General features: G+C 71.4%; 28 protein-coding genes. 6 read left to right on the top strand and 22 right to left on the bottom strand.

Translation table 11 applies throughout. The annotated features are described in order from the left end of the window. Positions 1–33 precede the first annotated feature (33 nt). Both AAEP80_RS11850 and AAEP80_RS11845 read right to left on the bottom strand, forming a co-directional pair. Positions 34–645: a TetR/AcrR family transcriptional regulator gene (locus AAEP80_RS11850; RefSeq protein WP_420364554.1), complete on the bottom strand. Its 612-nt coding sequence runs from the start codon at positions 643–645 to the stop codon at positions 34–36. 55 nt (positions 646–700) lie between these two features. Further along, positions 701–1,228 carry a hypothetical protein gene (locus AAEP80_RS11845; protein ID WP_420364553.1) on the bottom strand — a complete coding sequence of 176 codons (528 nt, stop codon included), beginning with the start codon at positions 1,226–1,228 and terminating at the stop codon, positions 701–703. Between the two features lie 44 nt (positions 1,229–1,272). Between AAEP80_RS11845 and AAEP80_RS11840 the strand changes: the two genes are divergently transcribed. Both AAEP80_RS11840 and AAEP80_RS11835 read left to right on the top strand, forming a co-directional pair. Then, positions 1,273–1,944: a DUF402 domain-containing protein gene (locus AAEP80_RS11840; RefSeq protein ID WP_420364552.1), complete on the top strand. Its 672-nt coding sequence runs from the start codon at positions 1,273–1,275 to the stop codon at positions 1,942–1,944. Beyond that, positions 1,941–2,507: a GrpB family protein gene (locus AAEP80_RS11835; protein WP_420364551.1), complete on the top strand. Its 567-nt coding sequence runs from the start codon at positions 1,941–1,943 to the stop codon at positions 2,505–2,507. The genes AAEP80_RS11840 and AAEP80_RS11835 overlap by 4 nt, the downstream gene beginning before the upstream one ends. Here AAEP80_RS11835 and AAEP80_RS11830 read toward each other — a convergent pair whose 3' ends face one another. The 3 genes from AAEP80_RS11830 to AAEP80_RS11820 form a co-directional block, all read right to left on the bottom strand. Further along, entirely contained in the window at positions 2,508–3,149 is a 642-nt protein-coding gene (locus AAEP80_RS11830; protein WP_420364550.1) for a hypothetical protein, read from the bottom strand. A 116-nt stretch (positions 3,150–3,265) separates the two neighbouring features. Further along, positions 3,266–4,204 carry a family 16 glycosylhydrolase gene (locus AAEP80_RS11825; protein ID WP_420364549.1) on the bottom strand — a complete coding sequence of 313 codons (939 nt, stop codon included), beginning with the start codon at positions 4,202–4,204 and terminating at the stop codon, positions 3,266–3,268. Positions 4,205–4,479: 275 nt separating this feature from the next. Next, the gene (locus tag AAEP80_RS11820; RefSeq protein ID WP_420364548.1) at positions 4,480–5,118 is read right to left on the bottom strand and encodes a hypothetical protein; all 639 of its coding nucleotides are present in this window, start codon (positions 5,116–5,118) and stop codon (positions 4,480–4,482) included. A 123-nt stretch (positions 5,119–5,241) separates the two neighbouring features. On the opposite strand from AAEP80_RS11820, the gene AAEP80_RS11815 reads away from it, so the two are divergent. Together AAEP80_RS11815 and AAEP80_RS11810 are read left to right on the top strand one after the other, a co-directional pair. Then, entirely contained in the window at positions 5,242–5,697 is a 456-nt protein-coding gene (locus AAEP80_RS11815) for a hypothetical protein (RefSeq protein ID WP_420364547.1), read from the top strand. A gap of 95 nt (positions 5,698–5,792) precedes the next feature. After that, positions 5,793–6,875: a hypothetical protein gene (locus tag AAEP80_RS11810; protein ID WP_420364546.1), complete on the top strand. Its 1,083-nt coding sequence runs from the start codon at positions 5,793–5,795 to the stop codon at positions 6,873–6,875. Between the two features lie 147 nt (positions 6,876–7,022). Here the strand turns inward: AAEP80_RS11810 and AAEP80_RS11805 are convergent, their stop codons facing one another. The 17 genes from AAEP80_RS11805 to AAEP80_RS11725 all read right to left on the bottom strand — a co-directional run bounded on the left by AAEP80_RS11805 (position 7,023) and on the right by AAEP80_RS11725 (position 21,148). Further along, positions 7,023–8,198: a flagellar hook protein FlgE gene (locus AAEP80_RS11805; RefSeq protein WP_413602016.1), complete on the bottom strand. Its 1,176-nt coding sequence runs from the start codon at positions 8,196–8,198 to the stop codon at positions 7,023–7,025. Between the two features lie 48 nt (positions 8,199–8,246). Next, positions 8,247–8,678 (bottom strand): flagellar hook assembly protein FlgD, encoded by a 432-nt coding sequence (locus AAEP80_RS11800; RefSeq protein ID WP_402728636.1) that lies wholly within the window; start codon positions 8,676–8,678, stop codon positions 8,247–8,249. Between the two features lie 24 nt (positions 8,679–8,702). Next, a complete protein-coding gene (locus AAEP80_RS11795; RefSeq protein WP_420364545.1) occupies positions 8,703–10,130 on the bottom strand; it encodes a flagellar hook-length control protein FliK in 1,428 nt (475 codons plus the stop codon). Then, a complete protein-coding gene (locus tag AAEP80_RS11790) occupies positions 10,127–10,834 on the bottom strand; it encodes a C40 family peptidase (RefSeq protein WP_420364544.1) in 708 nt (235 codons plus the stop codon). The genes AAEP80_RS11795 and AAEP80_RS11790 overlap by 4 nt, the downstream gene beginning before the upstream one ends. Continuing rightward, positions 10,831–11,271, bottom strand: coding sequence for a flagellar export protein FliJ (locus AAEP80_RS11785; RefSeq protein ID WP_402728633.1), 441 nt, complete (start codon positions 11,269–11,271; stop codon positions 10,831–10,833). Before AAEP80_RS11785 ends, AAEP80_RS11790 begins: the two co-directional genes overlap by 4 nt. Next, a complete protein-coding gene (locus AAEP80_RS11780) occupies positions 11,271–12,599 on the bottom strand; it encodes a FliI/YscN family ATPase (protein ID WP_420364543.1) in 1,329 nt (442 codons plus the stop codon). Before AAEP80_RS11780 ends, AAEP80_RS11785 begins: the two co-directional genes overlap by 1 nt. Next, entirely contained in the window at positions 12,596–13,213 is a 618-nt protein-coding gene (locus AAEP80_RS11775; RefSeq protein WP_420364542.1) for a hypothetical protein, read from the bottom strand. Before AAEP80_RS11775 ends, AAEP80_RS11780 begins: the two co-directional genes overlap by 4 nt. Beyond that, complete coding sequence (fliG, locus tag AAEP80_RS11770) at positions 13,206–14,240, bottom strand: flagellar motor switch protein FliG (protein WP_402728630.1); 1,035 nt, start codon at positions 14,238–14,240, stop codon at positions 13,206–13,208. Before fliG ends, AAEP80_RS11775 begins: the two co-directional genes overlap by 8 nt. Continuing rightward, positions 14,237–15,907, bottom strand: coding sequence for a flagellar basal-body MS-ring/collar protein FliF (gene fliF / locus AAEP80_RS11765; protein ID WP_413602020.1), 1,671 nt, complete (start codon positions 15,905–15,907; stop codon positions 14,237–14,239). Before fliF ends, fliG begins: the two co-directional genes overlap by 4 nt. Then, entirely contained in the window at positions 15,907–16,236 is a 330-nt protein-coding gene (gene fliE, locus AAEP80_RS11760) for a flagellar hook-basal body complex protein FliE (RefSeq protein ID WP_281264427.1), read from the bottom strand. The genes fliF and fliE overlap by 1 nt, the downstream gene beginning before the upstream one ends. Next, entirely contained in the window at positions 16,236–16,631 is a 396-nt protein-coding gene (locus AAEP80_RS11755; RefSeq protein WP_194625857.1) for a flagellar basal body rod protein FlgC, read from the bottom strand. Before AAEP80_RS11755 ends, fliE begins: the two co-directional genes overlap by 1 nt. Further along, a complete protein-coding gene (locus AAEP80_RS11750; RefSeq protein WP_402728628.1) occupies positions 16,628–16,972 on the bottom strand; it encodes a flagellar basal body protein in 345 nt (114 codons plus the stop codon). The genes AAEP80_RS11755 and AAEP80_RS11750 overlap by 4 nt, the downstream gene beginning before the upstream one ends. Positions 16,973–17,123: 151 nt before the next feature. After that, positions 17,124–17,438 (bottom strand): hypothetical protein, encoded by a 315-nt coding sequence (locus AAEP80_RS11745; protein WP_413602022.1) that lies wholly within the window; start codon positions 17,436–17,438, stop codon positions 17,124–17,126. Continuing rightward, on the bottom strand, positions 17,428–17,862 hold the full coding sequence (fliS, locus tag AAEP80_RS11740) for a flagellar export chaperone FliS (protein WP_420364541.1): 435 nt from the start codon (positions 17,860–17,862) through the stop codon (positions 17,428–17,430). The genes AAEP80_RS11745 and fliS overlap by 11 nt, the downstream gene beginning before the upstream one ends. A 13-nt stretch (positions 17,863–17,875) precedes the next feature. Beyond that, entirely contained in the window at positions 17,876–19,273 is a 1,398-nt protein-coding gene (gene fliD / locus AAEP80_RS11735; RefSeq protein ID WP_420364540.1) for a flagellar filament capping protein FliD, read from the bottom strand. A gap of 91 nt (positions 19,274–19,364) precedes the next feature. Beyond that, positions 19,365–20,204 carry a flagellin gene (locus tag AAEP80_RS11730; RefSeq protein ID WP_420364539.1) on the bottom strand — a complete coding sequence of 280 codons (840 nt, stop codon included), beginning with the start codon at positions 20,202–20,204 and terminating at the stop codon, positions 19,365–19,367. A gap of 125 nt (positions 20,205–20,329) precedes the next feature. Then, positions 20,330–21,148, bottom strand: a complete 819-nt coding sequence (locus tag AAEP80_RS11725) for a sigma-70 family RNA polymerase sigma factor (protein ID WP_420364538.1) — start codon at positions 21,146–21,148, stop codon at positions 20,330–20,332. 407 nt (positions 21,149–21,555) lie between these two features. Between AAEP80_RS11725 and AAEP80_RS11720 the strand changes: the two genes are divergently transcribed. After that, on the top strand, positions 21,556–22,080 hold the full coding sequence (locus AAEP80_RS11720) for a flagellar protein FlgN (protein ID WP_413602027.1): 525 nt from the start codon (positions 21,556–21,558) through the stop codon (positions 22,078–22,080). Positions 22,081–22,083: 3 nt separating this feature from the next. After that, positions 22,084–23,505, top strand: coding sequence for a flagellar hook-associated protein FlgK (gene flgK, locus AAEP80_RS11715; RefSeq protein ID WP_420364537.1), 1,422 nt, complete (start codon positions 22,084–22,086; stop codon positions 23,503–23,505). The last annotated feature ends 1 nt before the right edge of the window (position 23,506 follow it).

Here is a 23,506-nt window from a genome sequence, read left to right as displayed (position 1 = left end):
GCCGTGACTCTAACCTACTAAGTACTTAGTAAGTCAAGCGAGGTCATCCCGTCGGTACTGCTCGAGCATGCCGACGAAGGCGCGCACCGACTCGATCCGGTCGACCGAGCCGGGGTTGAGGAGTTGCTGCAGCCGGAGTCCGTCCGCCAGTCCGACCAGCCACTGACTGACGGTCGTCGCGGTCACACCCTGCGGCAGCTTCGCTGGATCGAGGAGCCGGTCCATCTCGTGCGATGACGTCTCGGCCAGCGCGCGGTAGCGCTCGACGAACCAGTCGTGACCCGGGTGGTCGCGCGTGATGCTCTCCGCGGACAGCAGCGCGAACAGCTGCACGAGCGCCGGGTGGTCCTCGTTCTGTTCGAGCCGGCCGACGAACGTCTCGAGCCAGTCCTTGCCCTCGGCCCGCAGGGACTCGTCCACCTGTCCGTTGCGGGTCTCGCGTTCCTGCAGCACCGCGATGAGCAGGGCGTTCTTCGTCCCGAAGTGGTGTAGGAGCCCGGCCGTCGTGATGCCGACCTCTCCCGCGACGTCGGCGACGCTCACGTCGGTGAAGCCCCGCTCGGCGAACAACCGCAGCGCGACGTCGAGGATCTGACGGCGGCGTTCGTCGCCTCGTGGTCGAGTCGGTCGGCCCTGAGCGTTCACCCGACCACCCTAGCCAGTCGGTACCGGCCCGCTCTCGTGGGCCGGGGCTCCCGGATCAGCGGACTGCGGCCGCGGCGCAGCGAACGACAGCGGCGGACACCCACTCGACCGTCGCGTCCGCCGTCTCGTCGATGCCGTGGAGCGACGTGTCGAAGGTCGCGAACCGGTGCGGCGCCCGTGCCGCGGCGTCGCGGAGCTCGCGATCGACGGCGACGTGCTTCTCGGGGTGCTGCCACGCGCCGCCGTACCCGCGCTCGGCGACACGGTGGCGGATCGTGTCCGGGTCGCACACGAGCGCGAGCATGTCCACGCGGAGCCCGGCGGCGTCGGCGGCGGGGAACACCTGCCCCGGCATCCCGATCCCGCAGATGACGGGGACGAGCCCGTTCCGGAGCACATCAGCGCAGACGCGCATCGTGAAGGCCCAGTACTCGTCGTAGTCCCACGCGCGCCGAGCCGACGAGAGCGTGTCGCCGTCGATGGCGCACGCACCGGGGACCCGTCCGGCGATGGCCACGCACGCTGTGGACTTTCCGGCGCCGGCCGCTCCCGACAGCACCAGGACCTCGGACGTCGTCGTCATCGCGTCAGCGTACCGAGCCCGTCGACATGGCATGCTCGAACGCGATGGACACCGCACGAGCACCCCGCGACGACGCGGGTCGATTCGAACCAGGGACACCGGTCGCCCTCAGGAGCATCAACGAGTACGGGCACCACGGCCGCGCCGTCGGGTTCACCGTCGCCGGAACCGTCGTCGTGGACTCGGACGAGTTCTCAGTCGTCGCCACGACACCCGACTCCGAGGTCCGCAACCGCGCAGGGGTCGGCAGCGGCCCGAACGGACGACTCGTGCTGCCCGACGACTGGGACGGTTCGTACCGGGAAGCGACGTGGTTCGGATCCACCGTGGTCCGGGTGCACCAGCGAGCCATGCCGTGGTCCGTGTGGCGCTGGCACGACGGCGTGCAGTGGGAGCCGGACTGGTACGTGAACCTCGAGACGCCGTGGGTCCGATCGGACGTCGGGTTCGACACGCAGGACTGGACGCTGGACGTCGTCGCGCGGCAGGCGGCCGACGGCTGGCAGGTCTCGTTCAAGGACGTCGACGAACTCGCGTTCCTGGAGTCGTCGGGGTTCTGGTCCGCGGAGCGCGCCACGAGCATCCGGGCGGCGGGCGAGGCTGCCCGCGATGCAGCGTCCACACGGTCGTGGCCGTTCGACGCCGAGTGGGAGGCCTGGTTGCCGAGGGACAGCACCCCGGTCGCCCTCCCGACGGGTTGGGAGCGGGTGGCGTGACCGCCCGACGAGCTCGACGCCGACCGGACGTGACGACCGTCGAGATCGTCGGCGGGCCGGAGGCGATCGAGGTCTCCCTCCACGACGCAGACCCCGCTTGGGCCGACCGCTACCGCGAGCACGAGCGGCGCATCCGACAGGTCCTGCCCGGGCCGGAGAGGGGGATCGAACACATCGGTTCCACTGCGGTGCCAGGCCTCGCGGCGAAGCCCATCATCGACGTGCTGGTCACGGTCGAGGACATCACCGCCGAGGAGGACTACCTCGACCAGCTCCTGGCCGCCGGCTACGAGCTCCGCGTCCGTGAACCCGGGCATCGGCTCGTGCGCACGCCGGCTCGGGATGCCCATGTGCACGTCTACGAGCATGGTGCGCCCGCGGTCGACGAGTACCGGCTCCTGCGCGACCACCTGCGCGACGACGCTGCGGACCGGGCGCTCTACGCCGGGACGAAGCGCGCGCTGCTCGACCGGCAGTGGGACGACATGAACGACTACGCCGATGCCAAGACCGAGGTGATCACCGCGATCAAGGCGCGAGCCCGGGCAGCCCGCGGCCGGTGATCACGCGAACGAGCTGAGCGCTGCCGCGTAGCCGTCAGGATCGCTCCTGGTCTCGGCGGTCACGAGGAGACCGTGTGGTCCCACCCGTCGGGTGAACGTCCCCCGGCACGGGATCTCGACGATCGTCGTCAACCCCGCTCGCCACGCTGGGACGAGCTGCTCGAGACGCTCGCGTTCCGGTGACCGTCGCAAGACCTCCGGCGAAGTGATCTCGTTGAACCGTGCCGATGTCCACTCGTCGTACCGCCCGGTGAACGCGGCATCACCGAACTCGTCCCGCCACGACGGCCCGGACACCAGTTCCAGCAGCGCACCACGCTCGGACTGCGGGATCGACGGATCGTGCAACCGTTCGATCGCTCGCGGATCAGGCTGCGAACCGGCATGGGCGAGGCATGCGCGCCACAGCGCGGGCCACGCCACCGACCACCTCGCGCGATCGGCTCCGGATCCGCCAGTCTCCCGATCCGGCGTGTCGACGAGCACCGGCGGGAGATCCTCACCGACCGGGTCGAGCGCCCACGCCTCTCGGACCCAGAGCAGATCGAGCAGCGTCTGCGCGCCGTTCTCGATCGTGAGGAGCATGTCGCGCGGCCACGGGTTCCCCGGGTCCGGCGTCGTCGAGATCACTGAGTCCCCCATCTGTCCGGTCCAGCGAACCACGGAGCCCCCACCACCGCAACGGCGATCAGACGACGGACGGGAGGCTCGGTGCCAGCTGGCACCGAGCCTCCCGTCCGGCCCGTGTCCGGGCTGCGTCACTCGGTGGTGGAGACCCAGTCGATGAGGAGGTTGCCGTTATCGCCCCAGTTGCCGGTCTGGAACATGAAGCGGTGCGCGGTCGTCGGCACGTCCTCGGTCAGGGTCTGGAGGACCTGGCCGTCGACGCTGTACGTGACCGACTCGCCGGGGACCCAGTCGATCGTGTACGTGTGCCAGTCACGCCACGAGACGCCGCTGCCGATCTGGACGCGCTCGTTCTCCTGCCCGGGGGTCATCGAGTGCTGGAACGCGGACGGGCTCGACTCGAAGTTGCCCTCGGGGAAGTCGATCTCGCCGTCGGACCAGACGTTCGAGCTCGGCCAGAGCATGAACGCCGCACCGTTGCCGTCGCCGCCCGTGGCCTTGGCCCGGACGGAGAACGAGCCGCCGACGTGGTCCCATGCGCCGTCCTCGGACCCGAAGGTGCCGGCAGCGCCCGCACCGCCGAGCTGGACGTCCATCACGCCGTCGTGGACGGAGACCGTCTTGCTCGGCTCGTAGATGCCGGACGTGCCGTCGGGGTAGGGCTGCCACGACTGCGGGTACAGGGACTGGACGAGGCCGGTGACCGCGGACGTGCTGAAGTCCTCGACGAACGACGAGTCGGGTGCGACGGCTGCGTCGTCCGCGACGGGCTCCGGCGCGGCCTGCTCGGGGGTCGCGGAGGGGGCGGGCGTCGGAGCGTCGGTCGACTCAGCCGTCGGGGTCTCCGTCGGGATGTCCGTCGGATCGCCGGACGGCTCGTCGCTCGGTGTGCTCGTCAGCTCGTCGCTCGGTGTGCTCGTCGGCTCGTCCGACGGGGCGGGCGACACGACGGGCGGTGCGTGGTGCCACCGGCCGCCCCAGCCCCACGCGTGTGCGGAGGCAGCGGTCGGGATCCCGACCAACAGGACGGAGGCGGTGGCCGCCGCGAGGACGATGCGCCCGCGCTTCACCGCTGGTGCCGAGCGATGGTGGGCGTACTGGACGTGGGGGTCGTGCCGCGCATGGGCGTGCACGTGCTTCGGGTGTGGATGTCGTGCTCCTCGAGGGCTTCGGGTTGGGGAGTCGTCAGGGGCGGACGCACGTCCCGAGGGGAATCGGTGACGTGTCCGCGAACATCCTGCATCATCCTGTGCCCCGTTTGGGGGTCACCGCGAGATCGTCCCCCGAATTCCCCGCTCGGAGCGCGGAGCGGCCACTCGTGTACCCCGAGGTGCTCGGTCGACGGTCAGCGCCCCATCGCCCCGGTGAGCACGTCGACGAGGGCCATCAGCCCGAGGACGACCACGACCACCGACAGCAGCCAGACGAACCCGAGCGCGTACTCGCCAACGGCACGGAGGAACGTCCCGTCAGCACGACGGCCGGTCAGACGGTCGAGACGTCCACGACCTCCTGACCACAGCGCGGGAACGAGCGCGACGACATGTAGACGCCGATCGATCACCAGCCCACCGTGGACGACGCCCGTCTGATCGAGCAGGCGGAACGGGAGCACGAGGGCGCCGGGCACCAGGATCCGCCGGTCACTGAACACCGTCGGCGCGACGAGTGTGTCCCCGTCCCGCCAGCATGCGTCCGGAGAAGCGGCCAGTCCGCAGACCCACTGCCAGGCGATCCCGACGACGAGCACGAGCAGGAGCGTCGTGTTCGGCACCCAGCTCACCGGGAACCCGTCGGCGTCGTAGCCCTGTGCGGTCCACTCCGCACGCGTCGCCCGGGTGAGGACGACCGCCAGGACGGTGACGACGAGCAGCAGCCGTCCGGCCCAACGCGCCACCGTGAGCCACGGCGTCGGGCGGTGCGCCCCTCTGGCAGGCGGCACCGATTCGTCCCGGTGACGCGGAGGAGTCGTCGTGGTGTCCATGGCAGTCGTCATCATCCCGCAGCCGAGTGCGGATCGCGCGCCCCAGTGGAGGGCACGGTGGCCGTCGCGCGTCCCCCGGTCGTGGACCTTGCGTCGTCCACGCCGTACGGCCACTCTGGCGAGATGCGCATCCGGACCGTCGTCGCGCTCTCGATCCTGGGTGCCTGTGCGCTCACAGGAGGGGGTTTCGCGATCCAGCACGTCCACGACCGCATCGTCGCGCAGCAGGAGGCCCCGGCCGCTGATGCCTCCGTCGAGACGGTGACCCGGGCGTACCTGCGGGCGGCGGAACGGCACGACTGCGCGCTCACCAGCCTGCTGACGACCTCGAACACGTTCTCGTGGTGCGGCGCGGCGCCGGACGCACTCTCGGACGGCTGGCCCGATCTCCGGTCCTTCCGCGACCTCCGCGCGCCGGAACACGTCTCCGCCGAGGTCGGTGGCCGCAGCCAGGAGTGCGTGGCATCGACGATCGACCAGCGTTGGATGACCGGCGCCGAGCCCGGCGAACTGCAGTGGAACTGGTGCTGGGTGCACACCTCGAGCGGCTGGCGGCTCTGGGACCAGGGCCAGGGCTGACCGCACCACGCGGCCTGCTCACGCCGGGGCGGTGCCCTGCAGCAGACGCTCGACGTGTTCGACACGACGGACCCGGGTACGGGCACACTGGTGGAATGCCCGGAACACGATCGTTCGAGGTCCACCCTGTCGACCTCCCGAAGACCGTGAAGGATCCGGAGGCCCGCGACTTCCTCGACTACCTGGCGATCGCGAGCCGGTCGATGTCCGAGCGCACGGGATCGACCGCGCTCTCCGACGACGCGCGGGCGGTCCTCCAGGGACTCCGCGATCGCACGCACCTGCGGTGGACGGTCTTCGTCGCCCACGAGAGCGGAGAGCCCGTCGCCGCCGCACAGCTCGCGGTCCCGGTGGACGCGGCAGACCATGCCGACGTCAGTGTGTTCGTCCCGGCGGCTCCGGGGGCGGCCGACCGTGAACGGCACGTCCTCTCGGCGGTCGAGCGGGAAGCCGTCGCCCAAGGGTGCTCCACGATCCGGGTGGCGAGTCTGCACCGCCGCGACGACGCTCGGGCTTCAGTTGCCTCCGGAAACGGCGTCGGCGCTGTGCCGGCGGATTCTCTGGCGCTGGCGATCGCCGCGGCTGGCTACGCGCTCGGGCAGGTGGTCCGGTACAGCCAGCTGCTCCGCGACAGGACGCTGGACCGACGCATCGCAGAGTTGCGGTCGGAGGCGTCGGCTCACGCCGGATCCGACTACCGCTCGATCTGGTGGTGCGGGCCGACCCCGCCGCAGTGGGTCGATGGTCTCTCCGCAGTGCTCGACCGCATGTCGAGCGACGCACCGCGGGGCGAGCTGGACGCGCGCGACGATCCGTGGGACGCGGAGCGTGTCAACTCCCGGGACGCACACATGGCGCGCATCGGCGGGCTCATCGGCGTCGCCGGGATCGTGCACGAACCCACTGGTCGACTCGTTGCGATCAGCGAGCTCTCGATCGGCGCCGATCGGTCGGCCACGACGCTGACGAAGAACACCCTGGTACTGCCGGAGCACCGTGGCCACAGGCTCGGACTCCTGGCGAAGTGCACTGCCCTCGCTGCATGGGCACGAGCGGTGCCGGACTCACCGGCGGTCCTCACGGCCAACGCCGAGGAGAACACCCACATGCTCGCGGTGAACACGTCGATCGGGTTCGAGCCGGCCTGGTGGTCCGGCGCGTGGCAGAAACACGTCTGACCGATCTCGCGGCATGGAGTCGCGTCCCACCGCACAACCGGAAGCAGTCCGCACCACGGTGAATCGTGGTGCGGACTGCTCCCGGTTGGTCGAACGTCGGCGCCCGACGGCCCGGCGCCGCCGAACGGCCCGGCGCCGCCGAACAGCTCAGCGCTTCAGGTTCGTCAGCTCCTGCAGGACCTCGTCCGAGGTGGTGATGATGCGCGCGTTCGCCTGGAACCCGCGCTGCGCAACGATGAGGTTCGTGAACTCCTGCGACAGGTCGACGTTGGACATCTCGAGCGTGCCGGACGCCAGCGACCCCACACCGGCGGAGCCGGGCGCGCCGACCGTGGCCTGGCCCGAGTTCGCCGTCGCGCGGTAGCCGGACGCACCGGTCTTCTCGAGGCCAGCCGGGTTCGCGAACGTCGCGAGCGCGATGCGGCCGATGGCGAGCGAGGACCCGTTCGAGAACGTGCCGACGACGGTGCCGTCCTTCGAGATCGAGTAGCCCTGCAGCGACCCGGCCTCGTGCCCGTTCTGCGACGAGATCGACGCGGTGTTCAGCGCCGCGAACCCGGAGAGCTGGGTCATGTCGACGGTGATGCCGCCGACCGCGAGCGTGCCACCGGACGCGACGGAACCGTCCGCGGCGAAGGTGATCGCGCCGGTCGCCGATGTTCCCTGCCCGTTCGACGCCGCGACGCTCCACCCGGTCGTGGTCCGTGTGTACGCCAGGGAGAGCGTGTGCTTGCTGCCGTTCTGGTCGAACACGGTGGCGTCGCGGTTGAGTGTCTCACCGACGGCGGTGTCGGACGGCAGGTTGCCGGTGACGGTGGCCGAGGAGGTCGCGGTCGCCGGTGCGGCGGCGTCGAGCGGCAGGACGATGTCGGTGAGCTGCCCGCCGTCGTTGACCACGCCGTTCGTCGCGGAGTACCCCTGGACGATCTTGCCGTCCGCGCTGACGAGTCGGCCGTTCGCGTCGAAGTCGAACGCGCCCGCACGGCTGTAGATCGTGTCGTTGCCGAGCCGCGTGACGAAGAAGCCGTCGCCCGAGATCATCAGGTCTGTTGCCTTGCCGGTGGCCTGCGCCGACCCCTGGGCGAAGTTGGTGGAGACGCCGGCGACCTGCACGCCGAGGCCGATCTGCGCCGGGTTGGTGCCGCCGATGCCGGTCTGCGGCCCGCCGGCGCCCTGGGTCATCTGCGACAGGGTGTCCTGGAAGACCGTCGACGAGGCCTTGAACCCGACGGTGTTGACGTTGGCGATGTTGTTGCCCGTGACGTCGAGCATCTCCTGGTGGGAGCGGAGTCCGGAGATACCGGAGTAGAGCGAGCGGAGCATGGTGTGTTCCTTTCAGAACGAGACGGAGGGAGAAGTGGAGGGAGCGGGTCAGGCGGTCTTGATACCGGAGATCACGTCGAGATCGACCTCCTTCCCGTTCACGGTCACGGTCGGCACGCTGTTCGCGTACGACACGGCGCTCGCGGTCCCGCTGACGGATGCACCGGAGGACGCGTCCGTGTAGGTGACCTGCTTGCCGACGAGGTTCGCCGCGGCGATGCGCATCTGCAACGAGAAGTTCTCGTTCCCCGTCGTGGTCTGGTTGGTGATCTGCTCCATCATCGCGAGCTGCGTCTGCTGGCTGATCATCTGGTTCGTGTCCATCGGCGAGGACGGGTCCTGGTTCTGCAGCTGCGTGACGAGCAGCTTCATGAACACCTCGGAGTCCATCGTCTGTGACTTCTTCGAGGCGGCGTTCGCGGCGAGGGCTGCGGCCTGCGTGGCTTGGTCCACACTGCCGGTGATCGAGTCGATCGGCATGGTTCTTCCTTGTCGTGGAGCGGCTCAGGCGAGGACGTCGAGTCCCGCGGTGCGGACGGTGGAGGGGACGGACCGGAGGGTCCTGGCGGAGGCGGGTCGGGCCTCCAGGTCGTCGCCGACCGGCGGACCGGCGGCCGGCCGCCCGTCGCGACCGGCGGACTCGCCCGCCTGGCGGTCCGGGTGGTTCTGCGACGACAGGTCGAGCGTCGTCGCCACGCCGGTGGCGGCCGCGTCGCGCCGGAGGTCCGGCAGCACCTGCCGCACCGCGTCGCGCCCGGCATCGGATGCGGCGAACAGCTCGACGTGCATCCCCTGCGCTGTGACGTGCGCGCGGACGGTGACCGGGCCGAGCGTGTCCGGCACGACCTGCACCGTCACCACGTGGTCACCGTGGCCGGCCTGCGCGAGCGTGAAGACGGGCCGCGCGAGCTGCTGTGCGAGGGGTGCCGGCTGGACAGCGGGCGCGGTGGTCGGTGCGGTGGTCGTCGGTCCGGTGGCCGTCGGTGCCGTGGCCGTCGGGGCCGGGAGCGCGAAGGTCGCCTCCGGCGTCCGTGCGGTGGGTCCGGCCTGGAGGCTCGACTCGCCCTGGGTGCGGACGATCGCGTCCGCCCCGTGCTGCGGCGCGGTCGTCGGCGCGGCCGCGGGAGTCGGTGCGGCGGGTGCGGTCGGCGGGGTGACCGTGGGCGAGACTCGGGCTCCGCGACCGTTCTCGGTCTGCGCAGCGCGAGGAGTGTCGCTCAGCACGAGACTCGGCGCGCCGGTGGCCGGAGTGGCCGGGAGGCCGCCAGCGACAACCGGAGCCGGGCCGCTCGGCGCCGGGCCGGCCGCACCCGCGCCGACGGCCACACCCGCGCCGCTGGGCGAGACTCGGGCTGCGCGAGCAATCTCGCCGTGCACGGCCCGAGGAGTGTCGCCCTCCACGAGACTCGGCTGCGCGGCGCGCCCGGACACCGGCAGCGCCGCACCCGCCAGCGCCGCGGCCGAGTCTCGGGCCACGCGACCGTTCTCGCGCTCCGGAGCCCGAGAGCCGTCGCCCACCGCGAGACTCGGGGCGGCGGCCGCGAGACTCGGGGCGGCGGCCGACGGCGCCGCGGCGGGCGCGGCGACCGGGAGACCGAGGAGCGCGGCGAGGGCGCCGGCATCCGCGGGTGCGGGTGCGGGTTGCACGGGCTGCGTCGGCACGGTCTGCGACGGTACGGGCTGTCCCGCCGTCGGCTCCGACGTGGTGGCGTCGGCGACAGCACCGGACTCGGCGGTGGTCGTGCTCGCCGTCGGACCTCCGTCCTTGCCCCTCGCCGGACCACGCCCGGCGGCAGGTGCTGCAGCGTCCGCGGCGGTCAGCGCGGCGGCGAACCCGGTGCCCGCTGCGGGGTCGTCCTTCGCGGACGAGCCGGCACGGGCGGGAGCCGCAGCCGCGGGGGCGCCCTGTGCGGTGGGCATCGTCATGGTCATGCGGCGGCGCTCCCGGACTGCAGCAGGGACATCAGGGCAGCGGTCTGCAGGTCGGTCCCGGACGAACCGGCCCCGGCGGCGGAGGCGGCCTTCGTCGCGGCGGCGTCCTGGGCCGACGGCACGATGCGCCGGATGGTCGAGATGTCCGAGTCCTTGTACCAGTTGTCGACGATGCGGACGTCCTTGCCGGGGCGGGGCGCGTGCAGCACCTTGCCGTCGCCGACGTAGATGACGACGTGGCCCTCGCCCTTCGGGATGATCAGGTCGCCCGGCTGTGCCTGCGCGAGCGACGGCACCGCGACGCCCATCTTCGCCTGGTCGGGCACGACGCGCGGCATCGTGACGCCGAGGTCCTTGAAGACGGTCTGCACGAGTCCGGAGCAGTCCATGCCCGAGGTCGTCGTCCCACCGAACACGTACGGCACGCCGAGGTACTTCTTCGCGTCGGCGACCACGTCGTCCCCGGTCGCACCGCTGCCGGTGGCGACGGTCCCCTTGCCCGCGTCGACCGACGTGGCCGGGGCGGTCGTCGGTGCGGCGGTGCCCGAGGCCTCGGCGAGTGCCGATGCGAAGGCGGTCGACGACGCTGTCGAGTCGGCCGAGGACGTCGACGTCGCGGCCGTCGACGTGGCGGTCCCGCTCTGCAGCGTGTCGATCTGGGAGCGGATCTCGGAGATCCGGCTCAGCACGGTGTCGAGGCTCATCGGCCGTCTCCGTTCCCGAGGTCGCGCGGGCTCCGTGCCGCGATCTCGTCGAGGGTGGTCTGTTCGGTGCGCAGGTCCTCCGCCGCGACACGGGAGTCGTGCTGCGTCTCGAGCTTCTCGAGCCCGAGCGCCGCGCGACGGGCGGCGTTGTACGACCCCTGCGCGGCATCGGCGTCGGCACGACGGTGCTGCACCACGGCGTCGAGCTCCTCGAGCATCCCGCGGGTCGCGGCACGGGCTGCGGCGACCGCGCTGAGGGTCGCGGCGTCCTCGATCGGCATCGCGGCCTCCTGGTCGCTCAGGTTCCGGCGCGCGGCGATCCGGGCGTCGGCGGCGTCACGGACGCGTTCGTTCGCGGCGGCGAGGACCGCTGCGGCCTGGTCCTGTTCGGCGTGCCGGAGTCGGAGCAGCCCGGCGAGCGGGAAGCGGCGCGCCATCAGACACCCCCGAGCTGCTGGACGAGTGCGCCGAGGCGATCCCACGACGAGTCCGCGGTCGCACGCTCCTCCATGCCCTGGCGGAGGAACGCGTCGATCGCGTCCTGGTGGTCGACGGCCGCGTCCACGAGCGGGTTCGTCCCACGCTGGTACGCCCCGACGTCGAGCAGGTCCTGCGCGGCCTTCCGTGCGGCCATCACCTTCCGCAGGCCGGTCGCAGCGGCGCGCTGGTGGTCGGTGGTGACCTTCGACGCCACGCGGGAGATCGACCCGAGGGCGTCCACGGACGGGAAGTGCCCCGTCACGGCGAGCTTCCGGTCGAGGACGACGTGCCCGTCGAGGATGCTCCGCGCGGAGTCGGCGATCGGCTCGTTGTGGTCGTCACCATCGACGAGCACCGTGTAGAGCCCGGTGATGCTCCCGATGCGGTCGGTGCCGGCGCGTTCGAGCAGGCCGGCGAGGACCGAGAACGTCGACGGCGGGTAGCCCCTGGTGGCTGGCGGCTCCCCCACCGAGAGCCCGATCTCGCGCTGCGCCATCGCGACACGGGTGAGCGAGTCCATCATCAGCACGACGTCCTGCCCGGCATCGCGAAACGACTCCGCGATACGGGTGGCGACGAACGCGGCGCGCAGACGCATGAGTGCTGGTTCGTCGGACGTGGACACGACGACGATCGAGCGTGCGAGGCCCTCGGCACCGAGGTCGTCCTCCAGGAACTCCCGGACCTCGCGGCCGCGCTCCCCGACCAGTGCGATGACGTTGACGGCCGCGTCACTCCCCCTGGCGATCATCGACAGCAGCGACGACTTGCCCACGCCGGACCCCGCGAACAGGCCCATGCGCTGCCCGCGCCCGACGGTCGTCAGGGTGTCGAGCACCCGGACGCCGAGCTGCATCGGCGTGTCGATGCGCGTGCGCGCCATGGCGTTCGGCGTCGGGTGGTCGAGTTCCACCCAGTCGGCGGCGTCGAGCGGGCCACGGTCGTCGATCGGGCGGCCGAGGCCGTCGAGCACGCGTCCGAACAGGCCGTGTCCGGTCGGCACGAGCACCGGTCGCCCAGTGGGCCGAGCCGGCGTCCCCGCGGTGATCCCGGTGAGTCGTCCGAGCGGCATGCAGCGGACGCCCGTCGCGTCCGTCGCGACGACCTCGACGGCGGTCTGCGGTCCGTCGTCGTGCCCGACGAGGACGATCTCGCCGATGCGCGCGTCGAGTCCGGCGATCGTCAGCCCGAGGCCGACGGCGCTCGTGACGACGCCGACGCGCTGCGGTGCGGCGAGGGCGACGGCGGCGTCGAGGCCGCGCGGACGGAGGAGCGTCGCGGTCATGCGGTCACCCCCAGCGCGTCCTTGGCGCGGGCGAGCGCGACTCGGATGCGGGCATCGAGGATGCCGTCCGGCAGGTCGACGACCGCGTCGCCGTCGGCGAGGGTCGCGTCCGCGCGCACCGGGACCGGCAGGTCCAGTCCGGCGACCGCCGCGGCGTCGGCCGGGCTGAGCCGCACGTCGATCGCGACCGTGTGGTCGACGGACGCGAGCGCACGGCGGACGGTCGCCTCTGCACCGGAGTCGACCCCGGCCTCCAGGACCGGACGGGAGGACCGGATCGCGTACCCGACGGCGGCGTCGGCCAGTTCGACGGCGGCTTCCACGACGGATCGCTCCGCCGACTCCAGCACCGGCACCGTGCGCGCGACGAGCGCGTCGGTCATCGCGCCGAGCACGGCGAGCCGCCTGGCCGTCTCGGCCTCGAGCTGCGCGGCGCGGTGGTCGTGCGCTGCCGCGAGCTCGGCGCGCAGTGCGTCCGTCTCCGCCTGCGCGGCCCTGAGCCCTGCTGCGTACCCGGCGGCGTGCCCGCGGACCTCGGCGCTGGCGACGCGGTCGTGGAGCCCGGCATCGGCGACGACGGGGAACGCGACCCGTTCGAAGGTGGTGTCACTCAACGAGCTCGTCCTCCTCCGCGCGGTGGACGGTGATGACGCCCTGCGCCTCGAGCTCACGGACGGAGCGGACCACCTCGGCACGCGCCTCCTCGACCTGCGAGACGCGGACGGGGCCCATCGCCTGCAGTTCGTCGTCGAGCAGTTCGCGGTTGCGCTCGGAGACGTTGGCGCGGATGGTCTCGACGACCGGTCCGGCAGCGCCCTTCATCGCGGTGGCGAGGATCTTCGAGTCGATGCCGCGAAGCACCTGCTGGATGTCCCGCGCCTCGAGCTTGACGATGTCCTCGAAGGTGAGCATCCGGGAACGGATGTCCTCGGCGAGCTCGGGGTCGCGCGCCTCGAGCCCGTCGAGCACGGCCTTCTCGGTCGCGACGTCCGATCGGTTGATGATGTCCACGAGCGGCTGGATGCCCCCGACGACCTCGATGCTCTCGCGCGGCGACACGACGGCGCCGGCGCGCTGCCGGAGGACGCCCGCGACGATGCCGACCGCCTCGGGGGTCGCCGAGCCCATCGTGGCGAACGCCTGCGCGACGTCCGTGCGGGCACGTTCGTCGACCCCGGCGAGCACGGCGCTCGCCTGGGCGGGCTTGAGGTGTGCCAGCACGAGGGCGATGGTCTGCGGGAGCTCGCCCTCGAGGAGGGTGATGATCTGCCCTGGTTCGGCGTCGTCGAGGAAGTCGAAGGACTGCCCGGCGAGGTTCGAGGCCAGGCGGTCCATGACGCCCGCGGCGCGCTCGGCACCGAAGGACGCCTCGAGGAGCCCGAGCGCGGTCTCCTTGCCGCCTCGACGCTGCGTGCGCCCGGTCAGCGTCATCCGGTGGAACTCGGTCAGCGTCTTGTCGACGACGGTGTCCTCGACCCGGCGCATCCGGACGATCTCGGCGGAGATCTCCTCGGCCTCGAGCTCGGAGAACTGCTTCATCACCTCGGCGGCACGCTCGGTCTCCATCTGCATGAGGATGAGCGCGACCTTCTGCGCACCGGTCAACGCGCGGTCGCCGGACGCTGGGGCGGCGGCGTTCACACCGTGGTCCGGTCGTCGAGGAGCCCGCGGAGGAGCTCGGCCGTGCGCTTCGGGTCGCGCTCGGCGAGGGCGGAGATGTCCTGACGGCGGCGCTCGGCGGTGATCTCGTCGGTCGTGAGGACCTCGGTCGGGGCGTCGTCGTGCGGCAGCGTCGGCAGCGCGACGGTCGGGGCGTCGCCGGCGGACGAGAGCCCGGCGCGCTGCTCGGCTGCGTCGACCGCCAGCGGCAGTTCGAACGCGCTCCCGAAGGCGTCGAGCTCGCCGACGTCGACGCTCTCGCGCTCCTGCCGCCGACCGCGCTTGACCAGCACGATGATCAGCGCGATGAGGGCCAGAGCGATGCCGATGACGATGCCGGCGGTGCGGATCGCCGACCACATCGCCTCCTGCTGGTCGGCCTCCTGCTGTGCCTTGAGCGCCTTCGCGGCCTCGTCGGCGGTGCTCGTGTCGAAGTCCATCATCGCGACCTTCACCTGGTCCCCGCGGGCGGTGTCGGCTCCAGCAGCGGCGGACACGAGGTCGTTGATGCTCTGCAGGTTCGCGTTCTGCACGGACGTCGCCTTGCTGTTCAGCGCGACCGACACGGTCTGGCGCTGCACGCCACCCGACGGGATCTGCGTCGTCTCGGTGGTGTGGTCGACGGCGTTGTTCTTCGTCGCCGACTCGTTCGTGTACCCGCCGTCACCGGTGCCGCTCGTCGCGGTGCCGTTCGGGACGGCGATGTTGTCCGGGCCGAGGACGCCCGTCGCGCCGCTGGACGCTCCGGCGCCGGATCCGTACTGCTCCTTCGTGGACGACTCGTTGAGCGCGACCGGTCCTGACGTCGGCGTCGTGTAGGACTCCGACGTGCGCGTCCCGGTGTTCTGGTTCATCGTCGCGGACACGACGACGCTGGCGTTGCCGGCTCCGAGGGTCGTGTCGAGCAGGTCCTGGATCTTCTTCGACGTCGACGCGTCGTAGTCGGCCGCCTGGTCGGCGCCCGATCCGGTCGCGCCGGTGCCGACGGCGGACAGGGTCTGGCCCTTCGCGTCGACGACGGACACGTCGGTGGGCTGCATGCCCTCGACCGCGGCGCTCGTCAGGTGCACGATCGACTGCACCTGGTCGGTGGTGAGCTGGACACCGTTCTTCGTGGCGATGAACACCGACGCCGTCGGGTCCTTCTCCTCGGACACGAACACGGACTTCTCCGGGATCGCGAGCTGCACGGTGGCGGTCTGCACGCCGTCCATCGCCGAGATCGTCTTCGCGAGCTCGCCCTCGATCGCGCGCTTGTAGGTGACGTCCTGCTGGAACTCGGAGCTCGTCACGCCCATCTTGTCGAGCAGCGAGTAGCCGCCCTCGTTCGACGACGGCAGGCCGTTCGACGCCGCCTTGAGCCGCTCGGTGTACACCGCGGACTGCGGCACGAGGATGGTCGCCCCGCCGTCGGTGAGCTGGAACGGCACGCCGTCGGTGGTGAGCTGGTCCGTGACCGAGCTCGCGTCAGCAGCGGCCAGCCCGGTGAAGAGCGGCGCGTACGACGGCTTGCCGAGCCAGGACGCGAGCGCGATGCCGCCGAGGACGAGCGCCGCGACGCCGAGGATCGCGATGGTGCGCTGGGCGGCGGAGAAGCCCTTGACGTAGGCGCCGAGGCGGCCGAAGACGTTCTGCAGTGCGGCGGGCATCAGGCCTGCATCCTCATGATCTCGTTGAAGGCGTCGACGCCCTTGTTGCGGACGGCCGCGACGAGCTCGAGCGTGACCTGCGCACGGGTGGACGCGATGGTGGCGTCGTGGATGTCGTCGAGGTTGCCGGTGACGGCCTTGAGCGCGAGGGTCTTCGACGTGCTCTGCAGCTCCTGGAGTCCGTCGACGGCGTTGCCGAGACTCGCGGCGAAGGACCCGTCGGTGCCCGTGGTGGGCTCGGCGGTGGTCGCGGGCGTGGTGGCCTGGTTCGTGCCGAACACCCCGGAGAGGGCGTTCGTGGTCACACCGTTCACGGCGTCGATGGGCATCAGTTCTTCCCGATCTGCAGTGCCGCCTCGTAGGCGGTCTTCGCGCGGTCGACCACTGCGGCGTTCGCCTGGTAGCCGCGCTGGGCCATGATGAGGTCCGCCATCTGCGTGCCGAGGTCGATGTCCGGCATGCGGACGTACCCCTCGGCGTTCGCGAGCGGGTTGTCCGGGTCGTAGGTCACCCGGCCTGCGGCGCTGCCGAACGCGGCGCCCTTGACGTAGGCGCCGGAGACGCCGTTGCCCTCCTGCACCTCGACGTACCGGGCCTGGAACGCGGTGTCGTCCATCGACTTGACCGTGTTGACGTTGGCGATGTTGTCGGAGATGGCGTCGAGCCACTTCCGGTGCACGGTGAGGCCGGTGCTCGCGATCCCGATCGCGTCGAAGGTCGTCACGAGTTCGTCCGCATCGCCGCACGGACGCTGGTGAGCTCGGAGTTCATCGCCTGCGTGGCGAACTGGTACCGGAGCACCGTGTCGATGTTGGAGAGCGTCTCCTCGTCGAGGTTGACGTTGTTGCCGTTCGTGTTCGTGGGCTCGAGGCTCCGCGCGATGGTCGGCGTCGTGCTGCCGTTGCCCTCGACGACGGACTTGGCGAGGGCGTCCTCGAACTGCACCTTCTCGGCGTGGTAGTTCGTGGTGTTGATGTTCGCGATGTTGTTCGCGATCACGCGCTGGCGCATCGAGAGCCCGTCGAGCGCGCTCTGCAGCGCCGCCGACGTCACGGAATCGAACACGGAGGGTCCCCTCGTCAAGGTGCCGTCGTCCTGTGCGATGACACCGTGCGGTGGTGGCCGATCCGTGGCCGGGTGGTCGAGCGATCCGTGCTCGTCGGGCGCTATCGGAGCGCGGGTCCCGGGGTGTTAGCGGTTGCCCCGAACGGGGGGCTCAGGCGGAGGCGTCGAGGTACACCGAGCGCTGCGGCTCGCGCGTCGCGTCGACGGCGCGGAGCGCCCCGAGGTGCTCGAGCGTGCTGCGCCGGTCCTGCTCCAGCACCTGCATGCGGTCCCGCTGCGCGGCGAGCAGCCGGGAGGCCCGCCCCACCAGGTCCCGCGGGATCCGGCCCAGCCCGGTCGGCTCGTGCCACGGGGCCGGGTCGTCGGCGGCCGCCGCCTGTTCCAGGGACGTGAGCACGGCCTCCCAAGCGGCCCGCTGCTCGTCTGACCCGGTCTGCTCGTCTGGCGGGGTCTGCTCAGGCGACACCGAGCGCTCCGCCGATCGTGTGCTGCGCCGATGCCGGCGTCGCCGGCAGGGCGGCCGCGGCGTCGTGCCAGGACTGTCGCAGGGGCTCGAGGATCCGGATGCAGTCGCGCGTCGCCTGGACGTCCCGGTGAACGTTCGCCGTGATCAGCGAGGTCGACGCGTAGTTGTAGATCGCCAGGAGACCCTCGCCGCCGTCCCACGCGTCGATGCGGAGCGTCGCGGACAGCTCGCCGACGATCGCCTGGGCGTGCAGGAGCTGCTCGCGCGCGGCGTCCCAGTCGTTCGTGGTCTGCGCGGCCTCCGCACGGTGCAGGTCGAGGAGCAGCCGGTCGTAGAGCATCGTGACGAGCTGTGCCGGCGTCGCGGAGAGGACGGCCTCGCTGGTGTACTGCGCGCGACGGCGGAGCGTGTTCTTGTCGTACATGGTGTCTTCCCGTTCAGCTCGTCGTCGAGGACAGCTGGCTGGAGAGCCAGCTCGACTGCGACTGGAGCTTGCTGAGGTTGGTCTCGAGTGCCGCGTACAGCGTCTGGAGCGCGGCGCGGCGGGAGGTGAGGCGGTCCGTCCAGCTGTCGATCTGGGTGTTCAGGTCCTTCGCGACCGACTGCTGGCCGGTGATCGACGTGGTGATCGAGCCGTCGTACTTGTCGGACGCCGCGGTCGCGGCGGCACCGACGGTGGTCGCGACCCCGGCGAGGATCGCCTGCGTGCCCTGCGGGTCGGTCGCGAGGGCCTTCTGGAACACGTCGGCATCGAAGGTGAAGTCGCCGTCCTTCGTGATCGAGATGCCGATCGACGACGGCGACTTGCCGTTGACGGGCGCCGACATCGTGCTCGTCAGGCGCTGCACGACGTCGCGGGTGGTCGCGTCCCCCATCAGGACGCCGGCGGTCGTCGAGGTGGTGCCCGTCGTCGGGCTGGTCGTGCTCGTGACGGCGGTGTTCGACGAGTAGTAGGCGGTGATCGCGTTCAACGCGTCGACGAGCCCGGACGCGACCGCCTGGGCCTTCGTGGTGTCCTGCGCGACGGTGACCGTCACCGGGGACGTGCTCGGCGCCGACACCGACACGGTGAGTCCTGGGACGAGGTCGGTGAACGTGTTCGTGGAGCTCGTGACCGTCTGCTGGGCAGCGGTGCCGGCCCACAGCGTGACGCTTGCGTCGGCTGCCTGGGCGACGACCGCGGCACCCGTCTGGGTGAGGACGTCGGTGGCCGTGCCCGCGGCGACGTCCGCTGCGGTGCCGCGGTGGACGGAGAACGCCCCTGCAGCACCCGTGGCGGTCGAGGTCAGCTGGAGGCGGTAGAGCTTCGTCCCGTCGGCGTCGGTCCCTGCGGCGACCTTGGTGGCCGTGACGCCGGCGCCGGACTTCGTGATCGCCGACGCGACGTCGTCGAGCGACCCGGACGCCGGGGTGACCGTGGTGGTCGTGCCGTCCGCCTTCGTGATGGTGACCGGCTCGGCGGCCGAGGACCACGTCGCCATCGCCGCAGTGACCCCGATCTGCGCGGAGGCGACGGCGCCGACCGAGAAGGACAGGGAACCGGCCGTGGCGTTCGCTCCGGTGGAGACCGTGACCGCGGGGTTCGAGCTGGTGGCCGCGAACACGTCGAGCGAGTTCGCCTTCGCGGCGTCCTTCGCCTTCGCGGCGAGGCCCTGCACGAGCCCGTTGATCGTCTGCAGTGACGAGATGAACGAGTTCGTGCTGGTGAGCTTGTTCTTCAGCAGGGTCTGCGGGACCGCCTCGACGGACATCAACGAGTTGATCAGGTCCGTCGTCTTGAGGCCGCTGACGAGACCGTCGATCGCGAGGCTCGAGGCCGAGGACACGGAGGACATCGTCGCTGCTCCCTGACGTCGTGGTGGTGGGTGGGGAGGGTGACGCCGTCACCCGGGCACCCGAACGGCCCGGGTGACGGCGTCGAGGGTGCTAGCGGAGCAGCGAGAGGACGCCCTGCGTGCTCTGGTTCGCCTGCGCGAGCATCGACGTGCCGGCCTGGCTGAGGATGTTGTCGCGCGTGTACTTGACCATCTCCTCCGCCATGTCGACGTCGGTGATGCGCGAGGACGCAGCGGTGAGGTTCTCCTTGGCCACGTTCGTCACGTTGATGGCGTGGTCGAAGCGGTTCTGGATGGCACCGATGTTCGAACGAGCCGACGACACGTACTTGATCTGCGTGTCGATGGCGGTGATCGCGGCCTGCGCGTTGTCGGCGCTGTCGAACGTCAGCGTGCCGACGGCCGTGGCCACGTCGCTCACGTTCGCCTTCGAAAGGTCCACGTCGATCTGGCTCGCCGCGTCGCCGTTGGCGCCGACCTGGAACTTCAGGACACCAGCGGTGCCGGCGGAGCCGTCGAGCAGGTTGATGCCGTTGAAGTTGGTCGACTGCGAGATGCGGGTGAGCTCCTTCTGGAGCTCGCCGACCTCGGTGGTGATCGCCGTGCGCGAGTCCGCGTTGTTCGAGTCGTTGCCGGCCTGCACTGCCAGGTCGCGCATGCGCTGGAGGATCGAGTGGGTCTCGGTGAGGCCACCTTCAGCGGTCTGCACGACGGAGATGCCGTCCTGCGCGTTGCGGGCGGCGACCGTGAGGCCACCGACCTGGGACTTCAGCCCCTCGGAGATCGACAGACCGGCCGCGTCGTCGGCAGCACGGTTGATGCGGAGGCCGCTCGAGAGCTTCTCGAGGGACTTCGACAGGTCGTTCTGCGTCGAGTTGAGGTTCCGGTACGTGTTGAGTGCCGAGAGGTTGGTGTTGATGGACATACCCATGGTGGTTTCCTCCGTGAAATCTGGGTCTTCGTCAGCCCGTCCGTGGGCTGACATGGTGTCCTCTCGGCCGGGCGGCCGGAGGCGTTAGGAGAACCGTCGGGATTTCTCCGAGCGGTTCCCACGGCTCAGCTGGCGACCACGTGGTGGCCGGTGGCGGCGTCCTGCACCGCACGGGCGACACCGACCGCGGCGTTCGCGGCGACCTTCGCCAGGTACGCGCTCCTGCGTGCTGCGGTGGTGCGGGACACAGGCTCCGGCGTCTCGTCGCCGTCGCCGTAGTGCGTGGCCAGACCGTCGCGGAGCAGCCGCATCGCCTCGGAGCGCTGCTGCGACACGGCGGAGTGGGTGATGCCGAGCTCGGCGGCGACGTCGGTGACCGAGCGGTCTCCGAAGTAGACGGCCTCGACGACGAAGCGCATCCGCTCGGGCAGCGCCTCGACGGCGGCACGGAGGTAGCGGCGCCGCTCGGCCTCGACGAGGTCCTCGCCGGGGAGCGGCAGGTCGGCGGCGACGGTGTCGTGCACGGTCTCGTCGATCGGCGTCACGACCCGGCCGGCATCGCTCATCGCGTCGGCGGCGGTCTGGCGGTCGACACCCATCGCGTCGGCGATCTCCTGCACGGACACGGTGCGACCGAGTCGGGAGGACAGCGCCTCCTGCGTCGCGAGGGCCTCGCGGATGCGCTTCCTGGTGCCGCGGCTCGCCCAGTCCGCCGAGCGCATGTCGTCGGCGATCGCGCCGGTGATGCGGGTGCGGGCGTACGCGCCGAACGGCACGCCGAGGGTGGGGTCGAAGGCGTCGGCGGCCGCGACGAGCGCGAGCGAACCGACGGCGGCGAGGTCGTCGCGGTCGAGGTGGGTGGCACGTGCGCGGACGTCGGACACGATGTAGCCGACGAGCGGGAGGTGCTCGACGATCATCGCGTTGCGTTCGGTGCGGTCCATGCTGATCCCCTGGTCGTCTCGACTGGTGTGACCCGTCCGTGGGCGCGGCGATCACCGGCCGCGTGGAGGCCGGTCGGTACGCCGAAGACCCGCCCGGGTCCCTCCGAGCGGTGCACCCGCGTCCCTGCGACGCGTTCCGGTTTGTCCCCCGGGGTGCGTTCTGAATGTATCGGCTGGCAAACCCCTGAACACCCCCTCACACGTCCCCAAAGCGGGGGGACACGGGGCGTTTCCCGGTCGGCATTTGGGGGGACCCGAGTGCGGGAACGGTCGTTCCTGTCCCCCGGAGTGGAGGCACCGGGAGGAAACCGTGCCGACTCGTGCCCCGCCACCGCCGGGGTCGCGCTTACGGGGCACCCCGGGCTGCCGATAGTCCCCGCTGTCCGCAGGATGACCGACACCGCAGGATGACCGACACACAGTCGGACCGACACCGGGAGGAGATGATGAGCGTGAACGACCTGTCCGCCGTGCTCTGGCGCGAACGAGAACTGCTCGAACTGCTCACCTTCAAGCTCGAGGAAGAGCAGCTGCTGCTCGCCGCCGGGCGCTCCCGCTGGGTGTCGCACGCCAGCCGCGAGGTCGAGCAGGTGCTCGAACGCCTCCGCGCCACCGGACTCGAACGGAGCGCGGAGAGCGCCGCCGTCGCCGAGGAGTGGGGCGTGGACCCCGACGCTCCCCTGCGCGAGGTCGTCGCCGCGGCGCCCGGTGGCCCGTGGGGCGAGATCCTCGCGTCGCACCTCCACGCGATGGTCGAGCTGACCACGCAGATCGGGGCCCTGCGGGACGAGAACGACCGCTTCCTCCGGACCGCTGCACAGGCCACCGAGGAGACCCTCGCCGGCACGGTCGGCGACACCGCGACGTACGACGCCACCGGGACCTCGGGCCACGCGACGGGCGAGGCCCGACTGTTCGACGGGACCCTGTAGACGATGGTCAGCACATTCGGCTCGCTCGCCACCGCCTACTCCGGCCTCGCCGCAGCGCGTGCCGGCATCGACGTCACCGGGCAGAACATCGCGAACGCGGGCACCGCCGGGTACACCCGCCAGCGCGTCACGCAGACGTCGATCCCCGCGGCGCAGACCGGCTTCATGCGCGGGACGGCGGCCCTCGCCGGACAGGGCGTCTCCGTCGACGGCATCGCACGACTCGGCTCCCTCACGCTCGACGCCGGCGTCCGCGCCGCTGCCGGGTCCTCCGCGTACGCCACGGCCAGGGCAGCCGGACTCGACCAGCTCGAGACCGGGCTGAACGAACCGGGCGACGACGGGCTCTCCGCGAAGCTCGACGACTTCTGGTCCGCGTGGGGCGACGTGTCCACGCACACCGACGACCCGGGTGCCGCCACCGCGCTGCTCGGTGCCGCGAAGACCGTCGCGTCCACCCTGGCCGCCGGGTCGAAGGCCGTCGACGCACAGTGGACCAGCGTCCGCAGCACCGTCGCCGGACAGGTGTCGCAGCTCAACGACGCGGCGAAACAGGTCGCCGACCTCAACGGCCGCATCCGCACCGCACTCGCCGGCGGCGGCAACGCGAACGAGCTCGTCGACCAGCGTGACCAGCTCACCGAGCAGATCGCCTCCCTCGCCGGGGGCACGACCCGCGCGAACGCCGACGGGACCGTCGACGTGCTCATCGGCGGCAACCCGCTGGTGCAGGGCTCGGATGCCCGCTCGGTCGCGCTCGGCGGCGGGACCCGACTCGCGGACGGCGCGCCGGTCACCCTCGCCTGGACCTCGGGTTCCGGTTCGGCCGTCGCCCTCGACGGCGGATCGATCGCCGGCAACGTGTCCCTGCTGGCACCGGCGAACGCGAACGGCACCGGCGGTGCGCTCGCGCAGGCGTCCGCCGCGTACGACACGATCGCGACGACGATCGCCGCACAGGTGAACGCCGTGCACGCCACCGGTACGACGGCGAACGGGACCACCGGTGCCGCCTTCTTCGCGCTCACCGCCGGCGTCCCGGCAGCGCAGGGCCTCACCGTCGTCCCCACCGACGCCGGCGGCATCGCGACGCGGAACGCGGCCGGCGAGTACGACGGCTCCGTGGCCGATGCCCTCGGCGAGCTGGGGAAGGCCGCGGACGCACCCGACAAGGCGTGGGCGACGTTCGTTGCGGGCGTGGGCACGGCCTCCCGTTCGGCGACGTCGGAGGCGACGCTCACCGGCCTCGCCCTCACCAACGCGCGCACCCAGCAGCAGTCGGGCGCCGGCGTCGACCTCGACGAGGAGAACGTCAACCTGCTCAGCTACCAGCACGCCTACCAGGGCGCGGCACGCGTCCTGACGGCCGTCGACGAGATGCTCGACACCCTCATCAACCGCGTCGGCCTCGTCGGGAGGGGATGAC

This window comes from Curtobacterium sp. L3-7 (genome assembly GCF_048756585.1).
GTDB lineage: Bacteria > Actinomycetota > Actinomycetes > Actinomycetales > Microbacteriaceae > Curtobacterium.
Note: the sequence above shows the minus strand (reverse complement) of the source record. Positions and strands in the feature narration are given on the sequence as shown.